20 protein-coding genes are annotated in these 18,049 nt (G+C 70.4%); 9 read left to right on the top strand and 11 right to left on the bottom strand.

What is annotated here, in order from left to right; translation table 11 throughout:
* Window positions 1–8: 8 nt before the first annotated feature.
* On the bottom strand, window positions 9–821 hold the full coding sequence (locus EFA46_RS03695; RefSeq protein WP_123074648.1) for a PHP domain-containing protein: 813 nt from the start codon (window positions 819–821) through the stop codon (window positions 9–11).
* A gap of 102 nt (window positions 822–923) precedes the next feature.
* On the opposite strand from EFA46_RS03695, the gene EFA46_RS03690 reads away from it, so the two are divergent.
* Both EFA46_RS03690 and EFA46_RS03685 read left to right on the top strand, forming a co-directional pair.
* Entirely contained in the window at window positions 924–1,208 is a 285-nt protein-coding gene (locus EFA46_RS03690) for a hypothetical protein (protein WP_123074650.1), read from the top strand.
* Between the two features lie 82 nt (window positions 1,209–1,290).
* Window positions 1,291–1,464 carry a DUF5786 family protein gene (locus EFA46_RS03685; RefSeq protein ID WP_229871001.1) on the top strand — a complete coding sequence of 58 codons (174 nt, stop codon included), beginning with the start codon at window positions 1,291–1,293 and terminating at the stop codon, window positions 1,462–1,464.
* On the opposite strand, the gene EFA46_RS03680 is transcribed toward EFA46_RS03685, so the two are convergent.
* Genes EFA46_RS03680 through EFA46_RS03670 form a run of 3 tightly spaced genes read right to left on the bottom strand, consistent with a single transcriptional unit; the run spans window position 1,461 to window position 4,024 of the window.
* A complete protein-coding gene (locus EFA46_RS03680) occupies window positions 1,461–2,234 on the bottom strand; it encodes a hypothetical protein (RefSeq protein ID WP_255494086.1) in 774 nt (257 codons plus the stop codon). The genes EFA46_RS03685 and EFA46_RS03680 overlap by 4 nt on opposite strands.
* Window positions 2,227–3,120, bottom strand: coding sequence for an NAD(P)H-binding protein (locus tag EFA46_RS03675; RefSeq protein WP_123074652.1), 894 nt, complete (start codon window positions 3,118–3,120; stop codon window positions 2,227–2,229). Before EFA46_RS03675 ends, EFA46_RS03680 begins: the two co-directional genes overlap by 8 nt.
* 25 nt (window positions 3,121–3,145) lie before the next feature.
* Window positions 3,146–4,024: a YkgJ family cysteine cluster protein gene (locus EFA46_RS03670; protein WP_123074654.1), complete on the bottom strand. Its 879-nt coding sequence runs from the start codon at window positions 4,022–4,024 to the stop codon at window positions 3,146–3,148.
* 84 nt (window positions 4,025–4,108) lie between these two features.
* Between EFA46_RS03670 and EFA46_RS03665 the strand changes: the two genes are divergently transcribed.
* Window positions 4,109–4,324: a hypothetical protein gene (locus tag EFA46_RS03665; protein ID WP_123074656.1), complete on the top strand. Its 216-nt coding sequence runs from the start codon at window positions 4,109–4,111 to the stop codon at window positions 4,322–4,324.
* Window positions 4,325–4,374: 50 nt separating this feature from the next.
* Window positions 4,375–6,186 carry a helicase C-terminal domain-containing protein gene (locus tag EFA46_RS03660; protein ID WP_123074658.1) on the top strand — a complete coding sequence of 604 codons (1,812 nt, stop codon included), beginning with the start codon at window positions 4,375–4,377 and terminating at the stop codon, window positions 6,184–6,186.
* 225 nt (window positions 6,187–6,411) lie between these two features.
* Here the strand turns inward: EFA46_RS03660 and EFA46_RS03655 are convergent, their stop codons facing one another.
* Together EFA46_RS03655 and EFA46_RS03650 are read right to left on the bottom strand one after the other, a co-directional pair.
* Window positions 6,412–7,560: a class I SAM-dependent methyltransferase family protein gene (locus EFA46_RS03655; RefSeq protein WP_123074660.1), complete on the bottom strand. Its 1,149-nt coding sequence runs from the start codon at window positions 7,558–7,560 to the stop codon at window positions 6,412–6,414.
* A complete protein-coding gene (locus tag EFA46_RS03650; RefSeq protein WP_123074662.1) occupies window positions 7,557–8,651 on the bottom strand; it encodes a 60S ribosomal export protein NMD3 in 1,095 nt (364 codons plus the stop codon). The genes EFA46_RS03655 and EFA46_RS03650 overlap by 4 nt, the downstream gene beginning before the upstream one ends.
* A gap of 583 nt (window positions 8,652–9,234) precedes the next feature.
* Here EFA46_RS03650 and EFA46_RS03645 point away from each other — a divergent pair.
* On the top strand, window positions 9,235–10,491 hold the full coding sequence (locus EFA46_RS03645) for an orc1/cdc6 family replication initiation protein (protein ID WP_123074664.1): 1,257 nt from the start codon (window positions 9,235–9,237) through the stop codon (window positions 10,489–10,491).
* A gap of 345 nt (window positions 10,492–10,836) precedes the next feature.
* Here EFA46_RS03645 and EFA46_RS03640 read toward each other — a convergent pair whose 3' ends face one another.
* A complete protein-coding gene (locus EFA46_RS03640) occupies window positions 10,837–11,730 on the bottom strand; it encodes an NAD(P)-dependent oxidoreductase (RefSeq protein ID WP_123074666.1) in 894 nt (297 codons plus the stop codon).
* Between the two features lie 184 nt (window positions 11,731–11,914).
* Here EFA46_RS03640 and htpX point away from each other — a divergent pair, with 184 nt between their 5' ends.
* From htpX to radA, 3 genes are all read left to right on the top strand, one after another.
* On the top strand, window positions 11,915–12,799 hold the full coding sequence (gene htpX / locus EFA46_RS03635) for a zinc metalloprotease HtpX (RefSeq protein ID WP_123074668.1): 885 nt from the start codon (window positions 11,915–11,917) through the stop codon (window positions 12,797–12,799).
* Window positions 12,799–13,395 carry a hypothetical protein gene (locus EFA46_RS03630; protein ID WP_123074670.1) on the top strand — a complete coding sequence of 199 codons (597 nt, stop codon included), beginning with the start codon at window positions 12,799–12,801 and terminating at the stop codon, window positions 13,393–13,395. The genes htpX and EFA46_RS03630 overlap by 1 nt, the downstream gene beginning before the upstream one ends.
* Window positions 13,396–13,528: 133 nt before the next feature.
* Window positions 13,529–14,563, top strand: coding sequence for a DNA repair and recombination protein RadA (radA, locus tag EFA46_RS03625; protein ID WP_123074672.1), 1,035 nt, complete (start codon window positions 13,529–13,531; stop codon window positions 14,561–14,563).
* Window positions 14,564–14,756: 193 nt separating this feature from the next.
* Here the strand turns inward: radA and EFA46_RS03620 are convergent, their stop codons facing one another.
* Both EFA46_RS03620 and larB read right to left on the bottom strand, forming a co-directional pair.
* Window positions 14,757–14,996, bottom strand: coding sequence for a GIY-YIG nuclease family protein (locus EFA46_RS03620; RefSeq protein ID WP_123074674.1), 240 nt, complete (start codon window positions 14,994–14,996; stop codon window positions 14,757–14,759).
* Window positions 14,997–15,064: 68 nt separating this feature from the next.
* A complete protein-coding gene (gene larB, locus EFA46_RS03615; protein ID WP_123074676.1) occupies window positions 15,065–15,832 on the bottom strand; it encodes a nickel pincer cofactor biosynthesis protein LarB in 768 nt (255 codons plus the stop codon).
* Between the two features lie 118 nt (window positions 15,833–15,950).
* Here larB and EFA46_RS03610 point away from each other — a divergent pair, with 118 nt between their 5' ends.
* Window positions 15,951–16,118 carry a DUF1931 family protein gene (locus EFA46_RS03610; RefSeq protein WP_123074678.1) on the top strand — a complete coding sequence of 56 codons (168 nt, stop codon included), beginning with the start codon at window positions 15,951–15,953 and terminating at the stop codon, window positions 16,116–16,118.
* Between the two features lie 25 nt (window positions 16,119–16,143).
* Here EFA46_RS03610 and rpiA read toward each other — a convergent pair whose 3' ends face one another.
* Together rpiA and EFA46_RS03600 are read right to left on the bottom strand one after the other, a co-directional pair.
* Window positions 16,144–16,845 carry a ribose-5-phosphate isomerase RpiA gene (rpiA, locus tag EFA46_RS03605; protein WP_123074680.1) on the bottom strand — a complete coding sequence of 234 codons (702 nt, stop codon included), beginning with the start codon at window positions 16,843–16,845 and terminating at the stop codon, window positions 16,144–16,146.
* A 37-nt stretch (window positions 16,846–16,882) separates the two neighbouring features.
* A complete protein-coding gene (locus EFA46_RS03600; protein ID WP_123074682.1) occupies window positions 16,883–18,007 on the bottom strand; it encodes an ORC1-type DNA replication protein in 1,125 nt (374 codons plus the stop codon).
* Window positions 18,008–18,049 lie beyond the last annotated feature (42 nt).

Below are 18,049 nucleotides of genomic sequence, written 5' to 3'. Positions count from 1 at the left end.
CGGCCTCCTCAGTCCCCGATTCGTCGCCGAAGACGGCGGTATTCGCCACGTTCGACGCCGACGGTCCCGAGCTCCCTCCCGTGTGCGTCGCTCCCGCCGAGCGCGAGCAGGTCGTGCTCCGCGACGGCGCGCCGGACGCGAGCGGGGCCGTCCGCGTGCGAGTCGGCTTCGCGTCCGACGGGCCGGTCGTAGGGGTAGTGGGCTTCGACGGCGTCGAGCGTCTCGCAGAGCGCGAGCGCGGCGTCCGGGTCCGCGTAGCGCAGCGGGTGCGCGAGGCCGACGGCGCCACACGCCTCGCGGAGGAGGGCGCGCCCGCGCTCGAAGTCGGTGACGTCGCGGGCGACGTAGCAGGGGCCGTCGTGGCCGATGAGGTCGGCGAAGACCGCGCTCACCGTCCCGTAGTCGGTGTCGGGATGTTCGACGACGGCGCGCGCGACGTGCGGGCGGCCGAACCCCTCGTGGACGTCGACGCCGAGGTCGACTCCCAACTCCGCTTCGACGCGCTCGACGATGCGCCGGCCGCGCTCGACGCGGTCGTCCTGCAGTCGCTCCAGTTCCGCGCGGAGCGCGTCCGTCTCCCGCACGCCGTAGCCGAGGAGGTCGACCCGCTGGGTGGGTGCGTCGACGCGCAACTCGATGCCGCGAACGACCTCGACGCCCCCGCGCTCGGTGAGCGGCGCGTCGAGCCCGGGGTGGACGGTGTCGTGGTCGGTGACGGCGACGGCCTCGACGCCGGCGTTGCGGGCGGCCTCGGGGAGCGTCTCGAGCGTCAGCTCGCCGTCGGAGGCGGTCGTGTGGACGTGGAGGTCGGCGTAGGGCACACGTCTGCTCGGGGCGTCCGGGACAAAGAGCGTGTGCCTCGACCCATGTCAACACGCCTCTCGACACATTCATAATGGTCGTTCACAATATAATGGATTGTAATGACGCTTCGAACCGCGACCGACCTGCTCGAAGACGCGAGCTATCCGACCACGACAGACGACCTCCGAGCGACGTACGGGAACGTGCGGATCGAGCACCCGGCAGGGGTGGAATCCCTCGACGAGGTTCTCGCACGGACGGGCGAGGAGGAGTTCGCGGACGCGACGGAGGCGGTGCACGCGGTCATCGGCGCGGTCGGACAGGACGCGGTCGGGCGCGTCGGCTACTCGGACCGCGACCCGACGCCGATGGGCGTCGACGGCCACGAACCCGTCTCCTTCTGAGGCCACCGCGTCGGCCGATTAACGTTCGTGAACATCCGTTACGTTAAAGATAGTGTGTTGCCTACCCATGGGTAGACCTACCATGTCCATCGGTTCCTACGACGAGGACGAGCACGAGCGCCGTGAGCGGAAGAACGCCGACGTCGACCTGAGCGACGACGACGACCGGACCCACTACCACGGTACCGTCACGTACGACTCGGGGGACTCCGCCGAGGCTCTGCTCGACCAGTTCAAGAAGATGAATCGCGATTAACTCCTCATTCTCGCCGCCCCGACGACGACGAGTACCGCGACGACGTGCCCGACTACCGCGAGCGCCAGCAGCGGCGTCGCGTCGAGGAACGGCACGAGGACGAGCTGGAGCGTGCCGAACGCCGCGACCCGATAGTCCGCCGCGCGCACGACGCCGCGCGTCTCCGCGTCCAACTCGAACGCGAGCGAGCGCCAGAACGCGGTCACCGCCGCCCACCAGCCGACGCCGATGCGGTAGCAGACGTCCCAGCAGACGAGGAGCGCGAGGAACACCGCCGGCGCCGGGAGCGGCGTCCCGAGGAGCTCGCCGAGGAGCGTCGGTGTCGCCCGCGGGTCGCCCGCGAGCAGGTACGTGCAGAGCGTGACGTACGCGACCACGCCCAGCACCGTCTCCACGCTCGACCCGAAGACGACGTGCGTGTACGTCTCCGGGAGCGAGGCGCGCCGGAGGCGCCGCCCGAGGTCGAGCATGAGCGCGCTCCCGGCCGTCGCGACCACCACCGCCGCCGTCGCCGCCGGCACCGCCTCCCAGAGCCCGTAGACGGCCGCGAGCGCGAGCACCAGTCCCTCGAAGAGGGCGAACTGGACGGCGAGCGCGACGCCGTCCGGGACGTCGAGACCGGGAATCGCGCCGACGATGCTCTCGTACGTCCACGTCCGGCCGTACTCGGTTCGCCGCGCGTCGTCGGGTTCGTCCCTCGCGTCGCCCGTGGGCGCCCCACCCGACTCCGCCTCGCCGTCGCGCGAGCGCCCGCGAGCGCCCTCAGGCATCGTCCTCGGCGGCGAGCGCCGCTCGCACCGCGTCGTCGAACGGCGTCAACTCGACCGAAACGTGCTCGCGGATCGCGTCGTCGTCCGCCACGACCGGGTTCTTCAGGCCGTGGACGAGCGGGTGGACGACCGAGCGCGGGGCGTCCGTCACGAGGTCGATCCAGTACGTCGAGAGCGTCGGCGACAACACCGGCACCGGAATCACGTGGAGGCGCCGCCCCATCAGCGCGGCGGTGCGCTCCATCATCTCCTGATAGGTGAGCACCTCGGGGCCGCCGATCTCGTAGACCTCGCCGGCGGTCGCGGGCGCGTCGAGCACGCCCGCGAGATAGGCGACGACGTCCGCGACCGCGATCGGCTGACAGGGCGTCCGCACCCACTTCGGCGTCACCATCACGGGGAGGCGCGCGGCGAGCTGTCGGACGACCTCGAAGCCCGTCGAGCCCGCACCGACGACGATTGCGGCCCGGAGGACCGTGAGCTCGTAGTCGCCGTCGCGCAGCACCGACTCGACCTCCTGTCGCGAACGCAGGTGCTCGCTCAACTCGTCGTCCTCGCCGCCGAGCCCGCTGAGGTAAATCACGCGCGAGACGCCCGCGCCCGCCGCCGCGTCCGCGAAGTGGTGTGCGGCCAGCCTGTCGCGCTCCGCGAACGCCTCGCCCGCCCCCATCGAGTGCACGAGGTAGTAGGCGGCATCGACGTCAGCGAAGACGCCGGCGAGGCTCGCGGGTTCGAGGAGGTCGCCCTCGACGACCTCCACGCCCGCCGGCGGGTCGTAGCGACTCGACTCGCGGACGAGCGCGCGGACGTCGTGGCCGGCGGCCACGAGCGCGGGGACGAGGTGGTGACCGATGAAGCCGGACGCACCGGTGACGAGAACGCGCATATCGCACCCCTCGGCCCTCGATCCCTTAAGCGTCCCACCCGGGCGTCGACGGCGCGCCGCGCGCCTCCTCGACGGACGCACCGAGGCCGGGGTCGGCGCTCCGACCGTCGCCGAGTGCGCCCGCCCGCTCGACCCACTCCTCGATGGCGTCGCCGACCCACGACGCCGCTTCACGGGTGCGCGCCGTCTCCGTCTCCCGTCGCTCCGGGGCGACCTGCGTCGTGCCGGGCGCGCTCGCGGCGGCGGCGCCGACGAACCGCGCCCTGTCGGCCTGCGTCAGCGTCCCGTCGACGACGCGCTCGACGACGCCCGAGAGCTCGTCGGGGTCCGGATAGCAGAAGACCTTCTCGCCGAGCGCCTGCGGGCCGAGGAGGACGCCCGCCTCCTCGGGCGCGGCGCCGTCGACGAGGCGCTCTCCCTCGCCGCCGAACGCTGCCTCGACGCGCTCGCACTCCGTCTCCGCCTCCAGCGCGAGGTTGTGCCCGGGGTAGTCCGCGCACTCATCGGGGTACTGCTCGGCGTCGTGGATGCGACACTGGAGCGTCTCGGGGTCGAGGAACGCACAGGAGCGGAGCCACGTCGGCTCCGTCCCGAACGGCGCGACGGGCTTCGGGGGCTTGCGGATGCCGACGAAGAAGACGGGTTTCCCGCGTATCGCCGCGAGTTCGTGGCCGTCGATTTCGACCGAGCCGTCGCCCTCGGCGGCCGTCCAGAGGCGCGGCGTCAGCGCGTCCGCGAGGCCGGCGTCGACGAACGCGCGGACGTCCTCCCGAGTGAGCGGCACGAGGTTGTACGTGTCGTCGAGCGGCGGGCGCGGCCCGCGACGCTCGTGGTCGGCCGGCGACTCGCTCAGCGGGCGCCAGTCGAGACAGCAACCCGCACAGCCCTCGCAGTTCACCTCCATACCCTGCTAGTTCGTCGCACGGCGCGAAAAAGGATGCGGGAGGACGCCCGACACACCGAAGGCGCTCGCCGCCCGAGGGGACGCATGAGTACACGACGCTGTGACGCCTGCGGGGAGCGCGTCGAGGTGCCGGGCGGCGTCGGGGACTTCTGGGACTTCGGCGACCTCGAGAAGGCCGGACCCGGCGGACTGACGCTCGAACTCGAGGACGACAGCGAGTTCTTCCTCTGCTTCGACTGCATCGAGCGCCTCCCCGAGAACCCGTCGCGCGCCGACGTCGCGGCCATCTCGGGCGAGTGAATCGGGGAGAGCGTGGTGGTTAAGGAGCGCGCGGGCCTCACCCGTAGGCAGTGAACCCGGCGCGCATCCACGACGAGTTCCCGGCGCCGACCTATCGCGGCGCCCAGGAGCAGGCGCTCTCGGACGTCCGCGCGGCGTTCGAATCCGGGAACGACGTCGTCCTCGTGCGCGCGCCGACGGGCTCGGGGAAGTCGCTCGTCGCGCGCGCCATCATGGGGTGTGCGCGCGAGATGGGCGACGCCGACCCCACGGAGGCCACGGGCGCCTACTACACGACGCCGCAGGTCTCCCAACTCGACGACGTCGCCGCCGACGACCTGCTCGAGGACCTGAAGGTGATTCGCGGGAAGAACAACTACACCTGCATCCTCCCGGACGAGGAGCGGACGCCGGTGGACCGCGCGCCCTGCGCTCGCGAACGCGGCTACGACTGCGCGGTCAAACACCGCTGTCCGTACTTCTCGGCGCGCGCCGTCGCGTCCGCGCGCTCGCACGCCGCGATGACGCTCGCGTACTTCATGCGCACCGCCGGCTCCGAGGTGTTCCGCAAACGCGACGTCTGCGTCATCGACGAAGCCCACGGCCTCGCGGAGTGGGCGGAGATGTACGCGACGGTCGAACTCGGCCCGCGAACGGTGCCGATTTGGGACGACCTCCGGGTGCCGGCCATCGACGCGGGCCGCGGCGCGGACGACCCCGCCGAGCGCGCCGTGCAGTTCGCGGACACGCTCGTCACCCAGTGCGAGGACCGGAAGGACGAACTCCTCGAGGCCGACGAACTCGACGCCGAGGAGGCCGCCGAGCGCGACAGGCTCCAGGAACTCATCAGCGAGGTGTCGTGGTTCGTCGAGGACTACCGCGACCCCGAGTCCGCGACGACGTGGGTGGTCGACCAGGACGAGGAGAAGCGCATCACAGCGAAGCCGATGAACCCCGAGCGGTATCTCCGCCACACCGTCTGGGACCGCGCGAACAAGTTCGCGCTCCTCTCCGCCACCATCCTCGACAAGGAGGCGTTCTGCCGCTCCGTCGGCCTCGACCCCGCGAACGTCGCGCTCGTCGACGTCGAGCACACCTTCCCCGTGGAGAACCGCCCGCTCTACGACGTGACGTGCGGGAAGATGACGTACGAGGAGCGCGACGCCACGCTCCCGAAGGTCGCGCGCGCCGTCGCGCGCGTCATGGCCGCCCACCCCGAGGAGAAGGGCATCGTCCACTGCCACTCCTACGGCATTCAGGAGCGCTTGCAGGAGGAACTCGCCGCGCTCGGCGTCGCCGACCGCGTTCGCGCGCACGGGAGCGACACCCGCGACGCCGACCTCGACGCGTGGAAGGCGTCCGCGGAACCCGAGGCCTTCCTCTCGGTGAAGATGGAGGAAGCACTCGACCTGAAGGGCGATCTCGCGCGCTGGCAGGTCGTCTGCAAGGCCCCGTTCCTCAACACCGGGGACTCGCGGGTCGCGCGGCGCCTCGCCGACGACCAGTGGGCGTGGTACTACCGGAGCGCGCTCCGCACGGTCATTCAGGCGGCGGGCCGCGTCGTGCGCTCGCCCGACGACTACGGCGCGACCTACATCGCCGACGACTCCGTCCTCGACGTCTTCGAGCGCGCACGACACGACATGCCGCCGTGGTTCCGCGAGCAGGTCGATAGAATGAGCGTCCCCGACCTCCCCGAGCTCGACGCTGACGCCGCCACCGCGAACGTCTCGGCGGGCGTGCCGACGACGCCGACGCGCTCCAACGGCTCCGAGGGCTCGGGCGAGGCCGAGCGTCACGCCCCGGATAGCCGCGACGCCGAGCGGACGGAGTCACGCGAGGAGCGTCGGAGCCCGATGGCGGACGTCTGGGACGTCGACTAAACCATCGAGACGACGTAGGCGACGCTCGACGTGAGCATCAGCACGGCCAAGAAGATCGCGATGACGCTTTGGCGGTCCATACCCCCTTCACGTCCCGAACGACCCTAAACGCTCGCCTTCAGTGCACTACGTCCGCCCGCTACAGCACGGCCCAGGCGACGCTCGCACCGATCACGAGCAGCGCGAGCAGTATCGCGAGCCGGACGTGGCGCTCGCCGTCGCCCATCACCCCACCTCAACGTCGAGGACGCCGTGGACGACGCCCTCGCTGTGCGACTTCACGACGCGTGAGGCCGCAATCTCGACTGCGACGCTGCACTCCTCGGCGACCGCCTCCACGCGGCCGACCGCACGCTCCGGGAACGCCGGTTCGTAACAGGTCGTGTGGACGTGGACGATTCCCTCCCCGTCAAGCGCGTCGAACGCCGCCGCGAGATAGGAGGGGTCGAGGTCGGTGGCGTCCTCGCTCCCGCTCGCTCGTTCCGCGACGCCCTCGATTCGCTCGGTCGTCGCGCCGTTCGCGGTTTCACCGCTCACCGTTCCGCGGTCGGTCGCCTCGCTCCCGCCCGCGACGTGCCCCCCGAGGCTGTCGTAGTACCCCATCACGACGCGCTCGAAGGGCTCGGTGGCGTCGTACTCGCGGCAGTCCCCGAGCACGCACTCCACGTTCGCGGCGACGCCGTTCAACTGGGCGTTCTCCGCGAGATAGCGAAAGGCCGTCGGGTTCTTCTCGACGGCGACGACGTCGGCGCCCGCGCGCGCCATCGGGAGCGCGAAGTAGCCGACGCCGGCGAACATGTCGAGGACGCGCTCGCCCTCGCTCACCACCTCGCCCATCCGGACGCGCTCGGCCTGATTCCCCGGCGCGAACATCACCTCCGCGAGGTCGAGGGCGTACCGCGTGCCGTGCTCGGTGTGGATCGTCTCCGTGTCGCCACTCCCCGCGACGACCTCGACGGCGGGTTCGCGCGTCTCGCCCGCGACGCCGAGGCGCGCGAGCACCGTGTCGGCCTCCCCGTGTAACTCGAGGAGGGCGTCGCCGACGGCCGCCCGGTCCGGGCACTCCGTGGGGAACGACACCAGAATCACGTCGCCGACGACCGCCCACGAGGCGGGCGCACGCTCGATCTCCTCGGCGCTCCACCCGCGCTCGCGGAGGTAGTCGTCGAGGCTCGCCGTCCGCACCTCCGGGTCTTCCTGGGTGAGGATGGCGTCGAACGTCGTCGCGCGCGGCTCGGCGAGCACCGGGAGCTCGACCCGGTCGTCGTCGTGTGCCCTGACCCGTCGGGAGTCGTCGTAGACGCCCTCCGCTTCGAGCGTCTCGAGTTTCGCCTCGGCCTGCGCCTTCGGCACGACGACGGCGAGGCGGTTCACGACGGGAGGACGTGGAGGCCCGCGCGCGACTTCAGCACGGGCACCGTCTCGCGCTCGGTGTCGAGGTAGGACGGGCGCGCCACGGTCACGGACTCGTACGTCTCGGGGTCGAGCACCTGCACGGCGTTCTCGTCCTCGACGGCGACGAGCGTCGTCTCCGCCGCGTCCTCGACGCGTCCGAGCTTGCGGGCGTCCGGGGCGTCCCCGACCTCGTAGCCCGCCTCGTAGGGCTCGCCCGTCGTCACGCGCACGCCCTTCAGGTTCCCCTGCACTGAGCGCACGAGCACCGGCCCCGCGTCGTCGTCCTCGAGGTCGATGACGTCGCCGGGGACGAACTCCGGGAGGCGGATGGCGAACGTCACCCGATACACCTCGTTCCCGTCCTCGTCCTCCGTCACGAGCGTCTCCGAGGAGTCGTAGGCGCCGCCGAACTCCTCGGTGAGCTTCCGGGAGACGTTCTTCCCGATCTTCGTGTCGGAGAGCTTCAGGTCGAGGCCCTCGGGCTTCTCCGAGACGTCCGTCACGAACGCGTTCCGGTCCCCTGTGGCCTCCATCTCCTCCGTGATGACCTCCGCGATCTCGCGGGCGCGCTCGGTCTCCTCACTCGTCGGCGTCCGGTCGCCGACGGCGCGCACCTGCACGACGCTCGCGTAGTAGTCGCCGGCGATGCGCCCGCAGCGCTGGCAGGTCTGCTTCCCGATCTTCACCGGCACCGTGAACTCCTCGACGAGCGGCTCGCCCCGCACCACGCCGGAGAACTGGCAGTGCATCCGGATCGTCGTCGGGTCCACCTGCTCGGGGTCGACGCCCCACGAGACGTCCTCGGCGTCGACGTGCACGCCGAGCGCCTCCGAGACGGACTCGACGGCGATGTCCGTGTAGTCGCGCGCGCCGACGTCCTCCCAGCGGTCGTCGCGCTGGATCGCGCCGCAGTGCGCGCAGACCGTCACCTCCACCCGGTCGGGGTGGTCGACCAGCTCGAAGTCCTCGAAGTAGCAGTCGTTGCAGAGCGCCCGCTCGCGGCGGGTGTGACCCGTCGCCCCCTCCGGGGCGGGATCCCCGCAACGGGGGCAGAAAGCGGCTTCGCTCATAGTTGGCACCACTAGGCCGCGACAACGGTTAAACCCGGTCCTTCCGCGTGTGACGCGCTATCCGTCCGCCTCACCCGATGTCGGACGGAAACCGGGGCGGCGGACCCACACACCACTGCTGCCAGTAACGCCGGTGCGCGAACGCGGGCGGTCGCCCTCTCCCCCGCACACACCACCAGTGCCAGTACCACCGACCGGGCGCGACCCGGTACACGCTCGCCCGTCCCGCGCGTGGGCGACCCGAACGCGGTCGGGGGACACACACCACCCGTGCCAGTAACACCGGCGAACTGAGTGGGTGTGGGCGGGGCCCCGGTACCGTGTCGCTCCACGTCACTCCCCTATCTCGCTCCGCCCGGTCCTACCGACCGTCCCGCTCGGTTCGCCGACGGTTCCCCCGAGGCCCCCGATTGCCGCTCCGAACCCCGTCACCGGACAGCCGTCGTCGGTGGCGTGTCCCGCTCCGGTACGGAACGTCGTGGCGCCTCCTTACTGGCACGAGTGGTGTGTGTTGTGGCAATACTGGCAATAGTGGCGATACTGGCACGGGTGGATTTATATATGTGGACGTAGTCACCCCGGTATGGCGCGGTTCGACCTCGACAACCTCGTCTTCGCGAACAAGGACGTCCTCCGTGAAGACTGGCAACCGGACAACCTCGCGGAGCGCGACGCCGAGATGGATACGTGCGCGAGCGCGCTCCGGCCGCTCCTTCGAGGGAACCAGCCGGACAACCTCTTCCTCTACGGGCTCACCGGAGTCGGGAAGACCGCCGCGACCCACGCCCTCATCACCGAACTCCTCGACGCCGCCGCCGACGCCGAGCGGCACCTCGAAGTCGTCGAGCTCAACTGCACCGGCATCACGTCGAGCTATCAGGTCGCCGTCAACCTCGTCAACGAGATGCGGACCGGCGACGCCCACTCCCACGCGCTCACCACCGTCTCGCTCGAGAAGGACCCTCTCCCCGAGACCGGCCACCCACAGAAACGCGTCTTCCGCGAGCTCCTGAAGGACTTCGAGAGCGCGGGCGGCGACGTCATCGTCGTCCTCGACGAGATCGACACCATCGGGAGCGACGACGACATCCTCTACGAACTCCCGCGCGCCCGCAAGACCTACGACATCGACGTCAACCTCGGCCTCATCGGCATCAGTAACGACTTCAAGTTCCGGGAGAACCTCTCCCCGAAAGTCAAGGACTCCCTCTGCGAGAAGGAGGTCCACTTCCAGCCCTACGACGCCGAGCAACTCGTCCGCATCCTCGAGAAGCGCGCCGACCGCGCGCTCGCCGACGGCGTTCTCTCCGAGGGCGTCGTCCCGCTCTGCGCCGCGATGGCCGCCCAGGACAGCGGGAGCGCACGCCAGGCGCTTCGTCTCCTCCGCATCGCCGGCGACTTCGCGGAGAACGGACCGTCGGACGGCGACCCCCGAATCACCGAGGAACACGTTCGGCGCGCCGAGGAGGAGATCCAGCGCCAGCAGGTCGTCGAGGGGATGGAGGAACTCACTCGACACGGGAAACTCGTCCTCCTCACGGTCGCACACCTCGAAGCCGAGGGCGAGACGCCCGAACGGACGAAGGTCATCCACCAGCGCTACCGGCAGGTCAGCAAGCGAGAGGGCTCCGACCCGCTCAAACGCCGGGCGATGCACGACCACCTGACCGACCTCACTCTCCAGGGCGTCCTGACGAAGATCGACGACACGAGCGGTCGCGGCAACTACAACCAGTACGAACTCGACGTCGAACTCGACTCCGCCATCGACGCACTCGAAGTGGAGTTCGACGACCTCAGCGCCGTTCGGGAGACGGCGCACCGGAACCACGTTCTCTGAACGCCGTCCGTCCGGCCCGTATGCACCCCGGCCCCCTACGTTCGTTACTGGCACTGGTGGTGTGTGGGTCACCGACGACCGGTGCGTGGTCGGCGCTGTGGACGGCGTGCTGTCCGAGATAGCCACCTCCGACCCGCGTTACTGGCACGAGTGGTGTGTGTTGTGGCAATACTGGCACGGTAGGTCGCGACCGCGTACCGACCCATCACGGTGTTACTGGCACGGGTGGTGTGTCTCCCCGCCTCCCCCTCACTCACGCCCGTGGGGGCGACCGGCGCGCCCACGGTGGTACTGGCACGGGTGGTGTGTGGGTCCGCGCGGAGTCCGCGAGGGCCCAGAACCGGTCTACTCGTAGAGCGTCGGCGCCTCGACGTCCGCGTCGGCGGCGTCGCGCCACGTGTGCTCGGGCTCCCAGTCGAGGAGGCGCCGGGCCTTCGCGGGCGAGAGCGCGGACTGCTCGCCCTCCAGCGCGCAGTCGGCGGGCAGTCCGCCGAAGAACTCCGCGACGACGTCGGCGGTCGGACGGCCCACGTAGTTCTCGGCGGCGACGCCGTTGACGGCCTCGTGGCCCGTGACCGCGTCTGGTTCGACGGCGGCGACGAAGAGGCTCGCGAGGTCGCGCGCGTCGACGTACGACCAGAAGTTCCCCGCGCCGGCGGCGAGGTCGTCCCGGTTGCCCGTGCAGTTGTAGTCGCCGGGGTGTTGGACCCACGACGGCCGCACCGACACCACGGGGACGTCGTAGCGTCGCGCCGTTCGCGCCGCCGTCTCCTCGCCGACGACCTTCGAGAGGCCGTAGGGGTCCTCCGGCCGGAGCTCGTGGTCCTCGGTGATGGGGAGCTCGTCCGGGAGCGTCTGCTCGCGGGCGAACGGGAAGCCGTAGGCGGACTCGCTTGACGCCCACGCGATTCGCGCGCCGGCGCGACCCGCCGCAGTGAGGACGTTGTACGTCGACTCCGTGTTCGTCGCGAACACCTCGTTCCCCGCGTGCCGGGTCGGCGACGGGAGCGCCGCGAGGTGCGCGACGGCGTCTGGGTCGAGGTCGGCGAACAGGTCGAACGCCTCGGCGGCGTCCGCGAGGTCGGCGGCGCGGAAGTCCACGTTCTCTCGGGGGGAAATCTCCCACCCGGGGTGGTCGAGGTCGACGCAGACCGTCTCGTAGCCCCGCTCGGCGAACGCGTCGACGACCCAGCGACCCGCGCGACCGAGTCCTCCGGTGACGACGGCGGTTTCACTCATGGCCTACTGCTCGGCCGTCGCGGACAAAAAGACCCGACCACCGGCAGGGCGTGCATCGGCCGTCCCACTGGACGGGCGTGCGCAGTCGCCTCCACTCGACGGGCGCGCCGCCCCGTCGCCCGGCGGACGCGGCCGTCGCGGCCGATGGGGGGCGGCTTTTAGTGTCGCGTCGCTAACGTCGGGTATGGAGTGGAAAGCGGACTGGGGCCTGCGGGCCCGGATGGTGCTCACGATGGCCCTGCTGTTCGTCGTCTACCTCGCCTTCGCGGGCGCGCTCGCGTGGTACTTCGGCGCGAGCCTCCTCGTCTTCGCCCTCCTCATGGGCGGCCTCTCGCTCGGCCAGTACTTCTTCAGCGACAAACTCACGCTCTGGAGCATGGGCGCGCGCGAGGTGAGCGAGGACGAGTACCCGCACCTCCACGGCGTCGTCGGGCGACTCTCCCAGCAGGCCGACCTCCCGAAGCCGACCGTCGCCGTCGTGGACTCGCGCGTCCCGAACGCCTTCGCGACCGGGCGCTCGAAGAACCACGCCGCCGTCTGCGTCACCACCGGCCTCCTCGACGCGCTGAACGACGAGGAGGTCGAGGGCGTCCTCGCGCACGAACTCGCGCACGTCAAACACCGCGACATGGCGGTGATGACCGTCGCGTCGTTCCTCTCGACCATCGCGTTCATCATCGTCCGCTGGGGGTGGTTCCTCGGCGGGAGCCGCGACCGGAACCAGGCGCCGATCTGGGTGGCTATCGTCGTCTCGCTCGTCGTCTGGATCGTCTCCTACCTTCTCATCCGCGCGCTCTCGCGCTACCGCGAGTTCGCCGCCGACCGCGGCGCCGCGCTCATCACGGGGAATCCGGCGGCGCTCGCCTCCGCGCTCCTGAAGATCGACGGCCGGATGGACCGCGTCCCCACCGAGGACCTGCGCGAGCAGGCGGAGATGAACGCGTTCTTCATCATCCCCCTGACGGGCGGCACGATCACGCGCCTGTTCAGCACGCATCCGGCGACGGAGAAGCGCGTCGAACGCCTCCGCGGGATGGAGAAGGAGATGGAGACGACGTCCACCGCATGATGGGGCTCTTCGACACCGTCCGCGACGTCCTCGGACTCAGCACGGAGCGCGACGCCACCCGCGAGGCCGACCCGGAGGACTTCTTCCAGCTGAACAGTGCCTCGGTGACGATGGAGGCCGACCTCGACTACGAGCCCGCGACGAGCGCGGGCCTCTGCCTCTCCGCGATGTCCTCGACGGACTTCAGGAGTACGCTGCGCGACGTCGAGGACGTCCTCGAGGGCGGCGGGTTCTCGGAGATCCGGACGGACGACCACGGCTACACGTGGGCGGTCGTCGAGCGCGACGACATCACCGACCTCACGACCGAACTCTACGTCGCCGCCGACACGCTCGCCGAGCGCGGCTACGGCGACCGCCTCCTCGCCGCCGTCTTCGGCTTCGACCCCCTCGAGGGCGGACGCACCGTCTACTGGGTCTACTCGTTCAAGCGCGGCTCCTTCTACCCGTTCGCGCCCGCAGGCGACCACGAGCGCGACTCCAGCACGGAAGTCTCGCTCCAGTCCGTCCTCGACGGCGAACTCGACGTCGAGGACGACACCGCCTACTGGTACCCGCTCTGGCCGGACGCGCCCGGCGGGCATCCCTGGGAGTAGCGTTCGACCGACCGACTCTTCGCACCTAAACGTTCGCGTCAGGCCGACGAGCGGGCCGCTCGCGCATCGCGGTTTCACTTTCACCCGGGTGTATACGAGGGTTTATCCCCACAGCGGCACAACGGAGGAGTACATGCCTCAAGAAGACCTCGAGGAGCTCTCCGGCGTCGGCCCCGCGACCGCCGAGAAGCTCCACGACGCCGGCTACGACTCGTTCCAGAGCATCGCCGTCGCCAGCCCCGGTGAGCTCTCGAACACCGGCGACGTCGGCGAATCCAGCGCGAACGACATCATTCAGAGCGCGCGCGAGCAGGCCGACATCGGCGGCTTCGAGTCCGGCGCCGCCGTCCTCGAACGCCGCGAGCAGATCGGGAAGCTCACGTGGGGCGTCCCCGAGGTCGACGACCTTCTCGGGGGTGGCGTCGAGACGCAGTCCATCACCGAAGTCTACGGCGAGTTCGGCGCCGGGAAGTCGCAGGTGACCCACCAGCTCTCCGTCACCGTCCAGCTCCCGAAGGAGCACGGCGGCCTCGAAGGCTCCGCCGTCTTCGTCGACTCCGAGGACACCTTCCGCCCCGAGCGCATCGACGACATGGTTCGCGGCCTCGACGACGACGTCCTCGAGGACACCATGGAACTCCACGGCATCGAGGACGGCGACCCGACCGACGACGACGACCTCGACGCCCTCCTCGAGAGCGTCCTCGACAAGATCCACGTCGCGAAGGCGTTCAACTCCAACCACCAGATCCTCCTCGCCGAGAAGGCCAAGGAGGTCGCACAGGAGAACGAGGACACCGACTGGCCGGTCCGCCTCCTCTCCGTGGACTCGCTCACCGCGCACTTCCGCGCCGAGTACGTCGGCCGTGGCGAACTCGCCGACCGCCAGCAGAAGCTCAACAAGCACCTCCACGACCTCCTGCGAATCGGCGACCTCCACAACACCGCCGTCGTCATCACGAACCAGGTCCAGTCGAACCCCGACTCGTTCTTCGGCGACCCGACGAAGCCCATCGGCGGGAACATCCTCGGGCACACCTCGACGTTCCGCATCTACCTCCGCAAGTCGAAGGGCGACAAGCGCATCGTTCGACTCGTCGACGCGCCGAACCTCGCCGACGGCGAGGCGGTGATGCGCGTGCAGGACGGTGGCCTGAAGCCCGAGTAGTACCGCGAGGGCGCGTCGCGACCGAGCGGGCCGAGGAGCGACCACGGCGGCCTCCGGCCGCCACCGGAGCGACGCTGTGCTTTTGGTCCAGATTTTGTCAGGGAGCGAGCGTTGCGAGCGACCGCGACAAAAGGTGGCGCCGGACGGCGAGGCGGTGATGCGCGTGCAGGACGGCGGCCTGAAGCCCGAGTAATTAGCCCTCGACGAGTTCTTCTTTCTGCTGGCGCGAGAGCTGTTTGATCTCGTACTCGCGGCTCATCGCCTCGCTCTTCGAGTCGTACGCCTCCGTGTAGCGGAGTTCGACGGGCGTCCGGCCGCGCGTGTACTTCGCCGCCCGCCCCGAGTTGTGTTCGCGGACGCGCCGCTCGACGTCCGTCGTGTAGCCCGTGTAGTAGCTCCCGTCGCAGCACTCGAGGACGTAGACGTGATGCACGCCCGTCGTCTAGCCCTCGACGGGGTTGGCCGTTTCGCTCGCCCCACCCCGCGCCCGCCGCACGCGCGCTATTCGGCGCGCGCGGCGTCGATGCGGCGCGCGATCAGGCCGGCCTGCGCGCCCGCGACGAACCCGGCGTCGACGTTCACCGCCGAGAGCACCGTACACGACTGGAGCATGCCCAGCATCGCGGCCTCGCCCTCGCCGCCGTGTCCGTAGCCCGTGGAGACGGGGAGGCCGATGACGGGCGCGTCGAGCAGTCCGGCGACGACCGTGGGGAGCGCGCCCTCCCGCCCGGCGGCGACGACGACCACGTCGCACGCCCGGAGGTCGTCCACGCGGTCGAGGAGTCTGGCGATGCTCGCGACGCCGACGTCCTCGACGCGCCGGACGTCCGCACCCATCTCCGAGGCCACCGCGTCCGCCTCCCCGAGGGGGATGGCGTCGCTCGTCCCCGCCGACACCAACCCGACCGTCGCGTCGAGGGCCGGCGCCTCGAAGTCGCGGCCGTGGACGACGACGACCCGGGAGCGCTCGTCCACGACCACGTCGGCCTCCGGGTGGGCGTTCGCCACCGCGCCCTCGACGGCGTCGCGGTGCGCGTGCTCGGCGCGCGTGACGAGCGCGCGCCCCGCCGTCTCCACCGCCGTCACGGCGAGCGACCCCACTTCGGCGGGTGTTTTGCCCTCGGCGAGGATCGCCTCCGGGACGCCGCGTCGCGTCTCCCGCGCGGCGTCGAAACGCCCCGCGTCCGTGGTCGCATACCCTGAAAGCGCCGCTTCAGCCTCGGACACCGACAGCTCGCCCGCCGCCAACCGCTCGAGTACCTCTCGCATGGTCTGGCTATCGGCCGTCAAATACAGGTAGGTTACGCTCCGCGAGGCACCGGCAGACGGCCGTCTCGCGTCGGTTGATGGGAAGCCTTATTAAGTAGGCAGATGAAGAAAATCGCGTATGGCAGACCTCATCGTCAAGGCCGCTGTGAAGGAAGCGCTCGAGGAGAAGAACGTCGCGTCTGACTTCTACGACGCGCTCGACGAGGAAGTCGAGGACCTCCTCGAGGACGCCGCCGCTCGCGCCGAGGCGAACGGTCGCAAGACCGTTCAGCCGCGCGACCTGTAAACCCGACTCCAACCTCTCCTTTCGTTTATTCAGCCCCGTAGCGGCGGCGCTCGACGCCCTCGTCGGTTCCGACCAGCACCTCGTCCGCGAGTCCGACGAACAGCCCGTGCTCGACGACCCCCGCCGTCGTCGAGAGGTCGGTCGCGAGCGCACCCGGGTCGGCGATGGAGCCGAACGCGCAGTCGAGGACGAGGTTCCCGTTGTCGGTCACCACGGGGCCGTCCTTTCGCTCGGCCGACCGGAGGGTCGCCTCGCCGTCGAGCGCCTCGACGGCGGCCGCGACGGGACGACGCGCCGACGGGAGCACTTCCACCGGCACGGCGTGGTCGAGTTCGTCGGCGGCCTTCGAGGGGTCGGCGACGACGACGAAGCGCGTCGCCGAGGCGTCGACGATCTTCTCGCGGGCGTGCGCCGCGCCGCCCCCCTTCACGAGCGCGCCGCTCTCGCGTGCGAACTGGTCGGCGCCGTCGATAGCGACGTCCACGCTCCCGACGTCGTCGAGCGTCGTCAGCGGGACGCCCGCCTCGCGGGCGAGCTCGCGGGACTGGAAGCTCGTCGGCACGCCCTCGACGTCGAGGCCGGCGTCGACGCGCCGCCCGAGCGCCCGAATCGCGTGCGCGGCCGTGCTCCCGGTACCGAGGCCGACGACGTCCCCGTCGTCGACGAACTCGGCGGCTCGCTCGCCCGCGTTCCGCTTCGCCTCCTCGCTGCCGCCGCGCTGCTTCATACCTCCTCACTCTCCCCGCCGGGCCAAAAGCGAACCGCTAGAGGCGTCGCTTCACGGCCTCGCGGTCGTGGACGAGCGTCAGCGTCCGCGAGCGCCCGCGCCCCTCGAGGCTCTCGTAGCGCGCGTCGATGAGGTCGAGTTGGTCGAGTTTGTTCACGACCTCCGTGTAGCGCGTGTAGCCGAGGTCGGTGCGCTCGGCGAACGCGTCGTAGACGTCGCCCGCCCGCTCGCCGTCGTGGTCCGCGACGACGTCCACGAGCGTGCGCTCGACGTCGCTGAGCGCGTCGAGGTTCCGCGAGAGGTGGAGGTTGCGCGCCTCCTCGCTCACCGCCTCGACGTCCTCGGACTCGACGGTCTTGGACGCGCGCGATTCGGCGTGGAGGCCCGCGCGCCGCAGGAGGTCGATGCCGACGCGGAGGTCGCCCGTGTTCGTGGTGAGCTCAGCGACGCGGTCGAGGACGTCCATACCGAGCGCGCCGTCGCGGAACCCGACGCGCACCCTGTCCCCGAGGATGTCCGCGACCTCCTCGCGGTCGTAGACCGGGAAGTAGGCCTCTTCCGGCCGGAAGACGGACTGGACGCGGCCGTCGAGGTCCTCGATGACGTCGAGGTCCGGGTCCGAGGAGATGGCGATGACGCCGACCTTCGCACCGGGATGCGTCTCGTGTGCGCGCAGCAGCGAGTAGAGCGTATCGGAGGCCTCGTTCTCGTAGAAGAGGTAGTTCACGTCGTCGAGCGCGACCACGAGCACTTCCTCCTCGTCGATGAGGCGCTCCGTGACCTGCCCGAAGAGCTTCTTGAAGGAGATGCCCGAACTCGGCGGTTCGTACTCGAAGATGGACTCGAAGATGCGCGAGAAGACCCCGTAGCGCGTCGAGTCCACCTGGCAGTTCACGCGCACCACGCGGACGCCGGGCTGGCCGCCGAGCTCGGCGAAGAGCTTCTGGACGGCCGTCGTCTTCCCGGTGCCGGGCGGCCCGCGCACCATCACGTTCAGCGGCCGATTCCCCCGGACGGCGGGTCGGAGGGCGTACTGGAGGGTCTGGAGTTGGGACTCGCGGTGGCGGAACGCCTCCGGCACGTAGTCGATCTCGAAGACGTGCTCGTCGCGGAACACCGACTCGTCCCACGACAGCATCCCTCCGTCGGGGTCGTCGGCCATCGCCGAGACGTGGGTCCGCACGCCACATAAGCCTTCGCCGCG

The sequence above is a fragment of the Halarchaeum sp. CBA1220 genome (assembly GCF_003721175.2).
In the GTDB taxonomy this organism is placed as follows: domain Archaea; phylum Halobacteriota; class Halobacteria; order Halobacteriales; family Halobacteriaceae; genus Halarchaeum; species Halarchaeum grantii.
The sequence above is the reverse complement of the archived record's forward strand: the minus strand, read 5'-3'. Positions and strand labels throughout refer to the sequence as shown.

Coding starts and splice junctions, on each gene's coding strand:
- EFA46_RS03665 (WP_123074656.1), top strand. CDS start 4,109: ATGAGTACACGACGCTGTGACGCCTGCGGGGAGCGCGTCGAGGTGCCG.
- htpX (WP_123074668.1), top strand. CDS start 11,915: ATGGAGTGGAAAGCGGACTGGGGCCTGCGGGCCCGGATGGTGCTCACG.
- rpiA (WP_123074680.1), bottom strand. CDS start 16,845: ATGAAGCAGCGCGGCGGCAGCGAGGAGGCGAAGCGGAACGCGGGCGAG.
- EFA46_RS03670 (WP_123074654.1), bottom strand. CDS start 4,024: ATGGAGGTGAACTGCGAGGGCTGTGCGGGTTGCTGTCTCGACTGGCGC.
- EFA46_RS03685 (WP_229871001.1), top strand. CDS start 1,291: ATGTCCATCGGTTCCTACGACGAGGACGAGCACGAGCGCCGTGAGCGG.
- EFA46_RS03610 (WP_123074678.1), top strand. CDS start 15,951: ATGGCAGACCTCATCGTCAAGGCCGCTGTGAAGGAAGCGCTCGAGGAG.
- EFA46_RS03650 (WP_123074662.1), bottom strand. CDS start 8,651: ATGAGCGAAGCCGCTTTCTGCCCCCGTTGCGGGGATCCCGCCCCGGAG.
- EFA46_RS03680 (WP_255494086.1), bottom strand. CDS start 2,234: ATGCCTGAGGGCGCTCGCGGGCGCTCGCGCGACGGCGAGGCGGAGTCG.
- EFA46_RS03640 (WP_123074666.1), bottom strand. CDS start 11,730: ATGAGTGAAACCGCCGTCGTCACCGGAGGACTCGGTCGCGCGGGTCGC.
- EFA46_RS03675 (WP_123074652.1), bottom strand. CDS start 3,120: ATGCGCGTTCTCGTCACCGGTGCGTCCGGCTTCATCGGTCACCACCTC.
- radA (WP_123074672.1), top strand. CDS start 13,529: ATGCCTCAAGAAGACCTCGAGGAGCTCTCCGGCGTCGGCCCCGCGACC.
- EFA46_RS03600 (WP_123074682.1), bottom strand. CDS start 18,007: ATGGCCGACGACCCCGACGGAGGGATGCTGTCGTGGGACGAGTCGGTG.
- larB (WP_123074676.1), bottom strand. CDS start 15,832: ATGCGAGAGGTACTCGAGCGGTTGGCGGCGGGCGAGCTGTCGGTGTCC.
- EFA46_RS03630 (WP_123074670.1), top strand. CDS start 12,799: ATGGGGCTCTTCGACACCGTCCGCGACGTCCTCGGACTCAGCACGGAG.
- EFA46_RS03645 (WP_123074664.1), top strand. CDS start 9,235: ATGGCGCGGTTCGACCTCGACAACCTCGTCTTCGCGAACAAGGACGTC.
- EFA46_RS03690 (WP_123074650.1), top strand. CDS start 924: ATGACGCTTCGAACCGCGACCGACCTGCTCGAAGACGCGAGCTATCCG.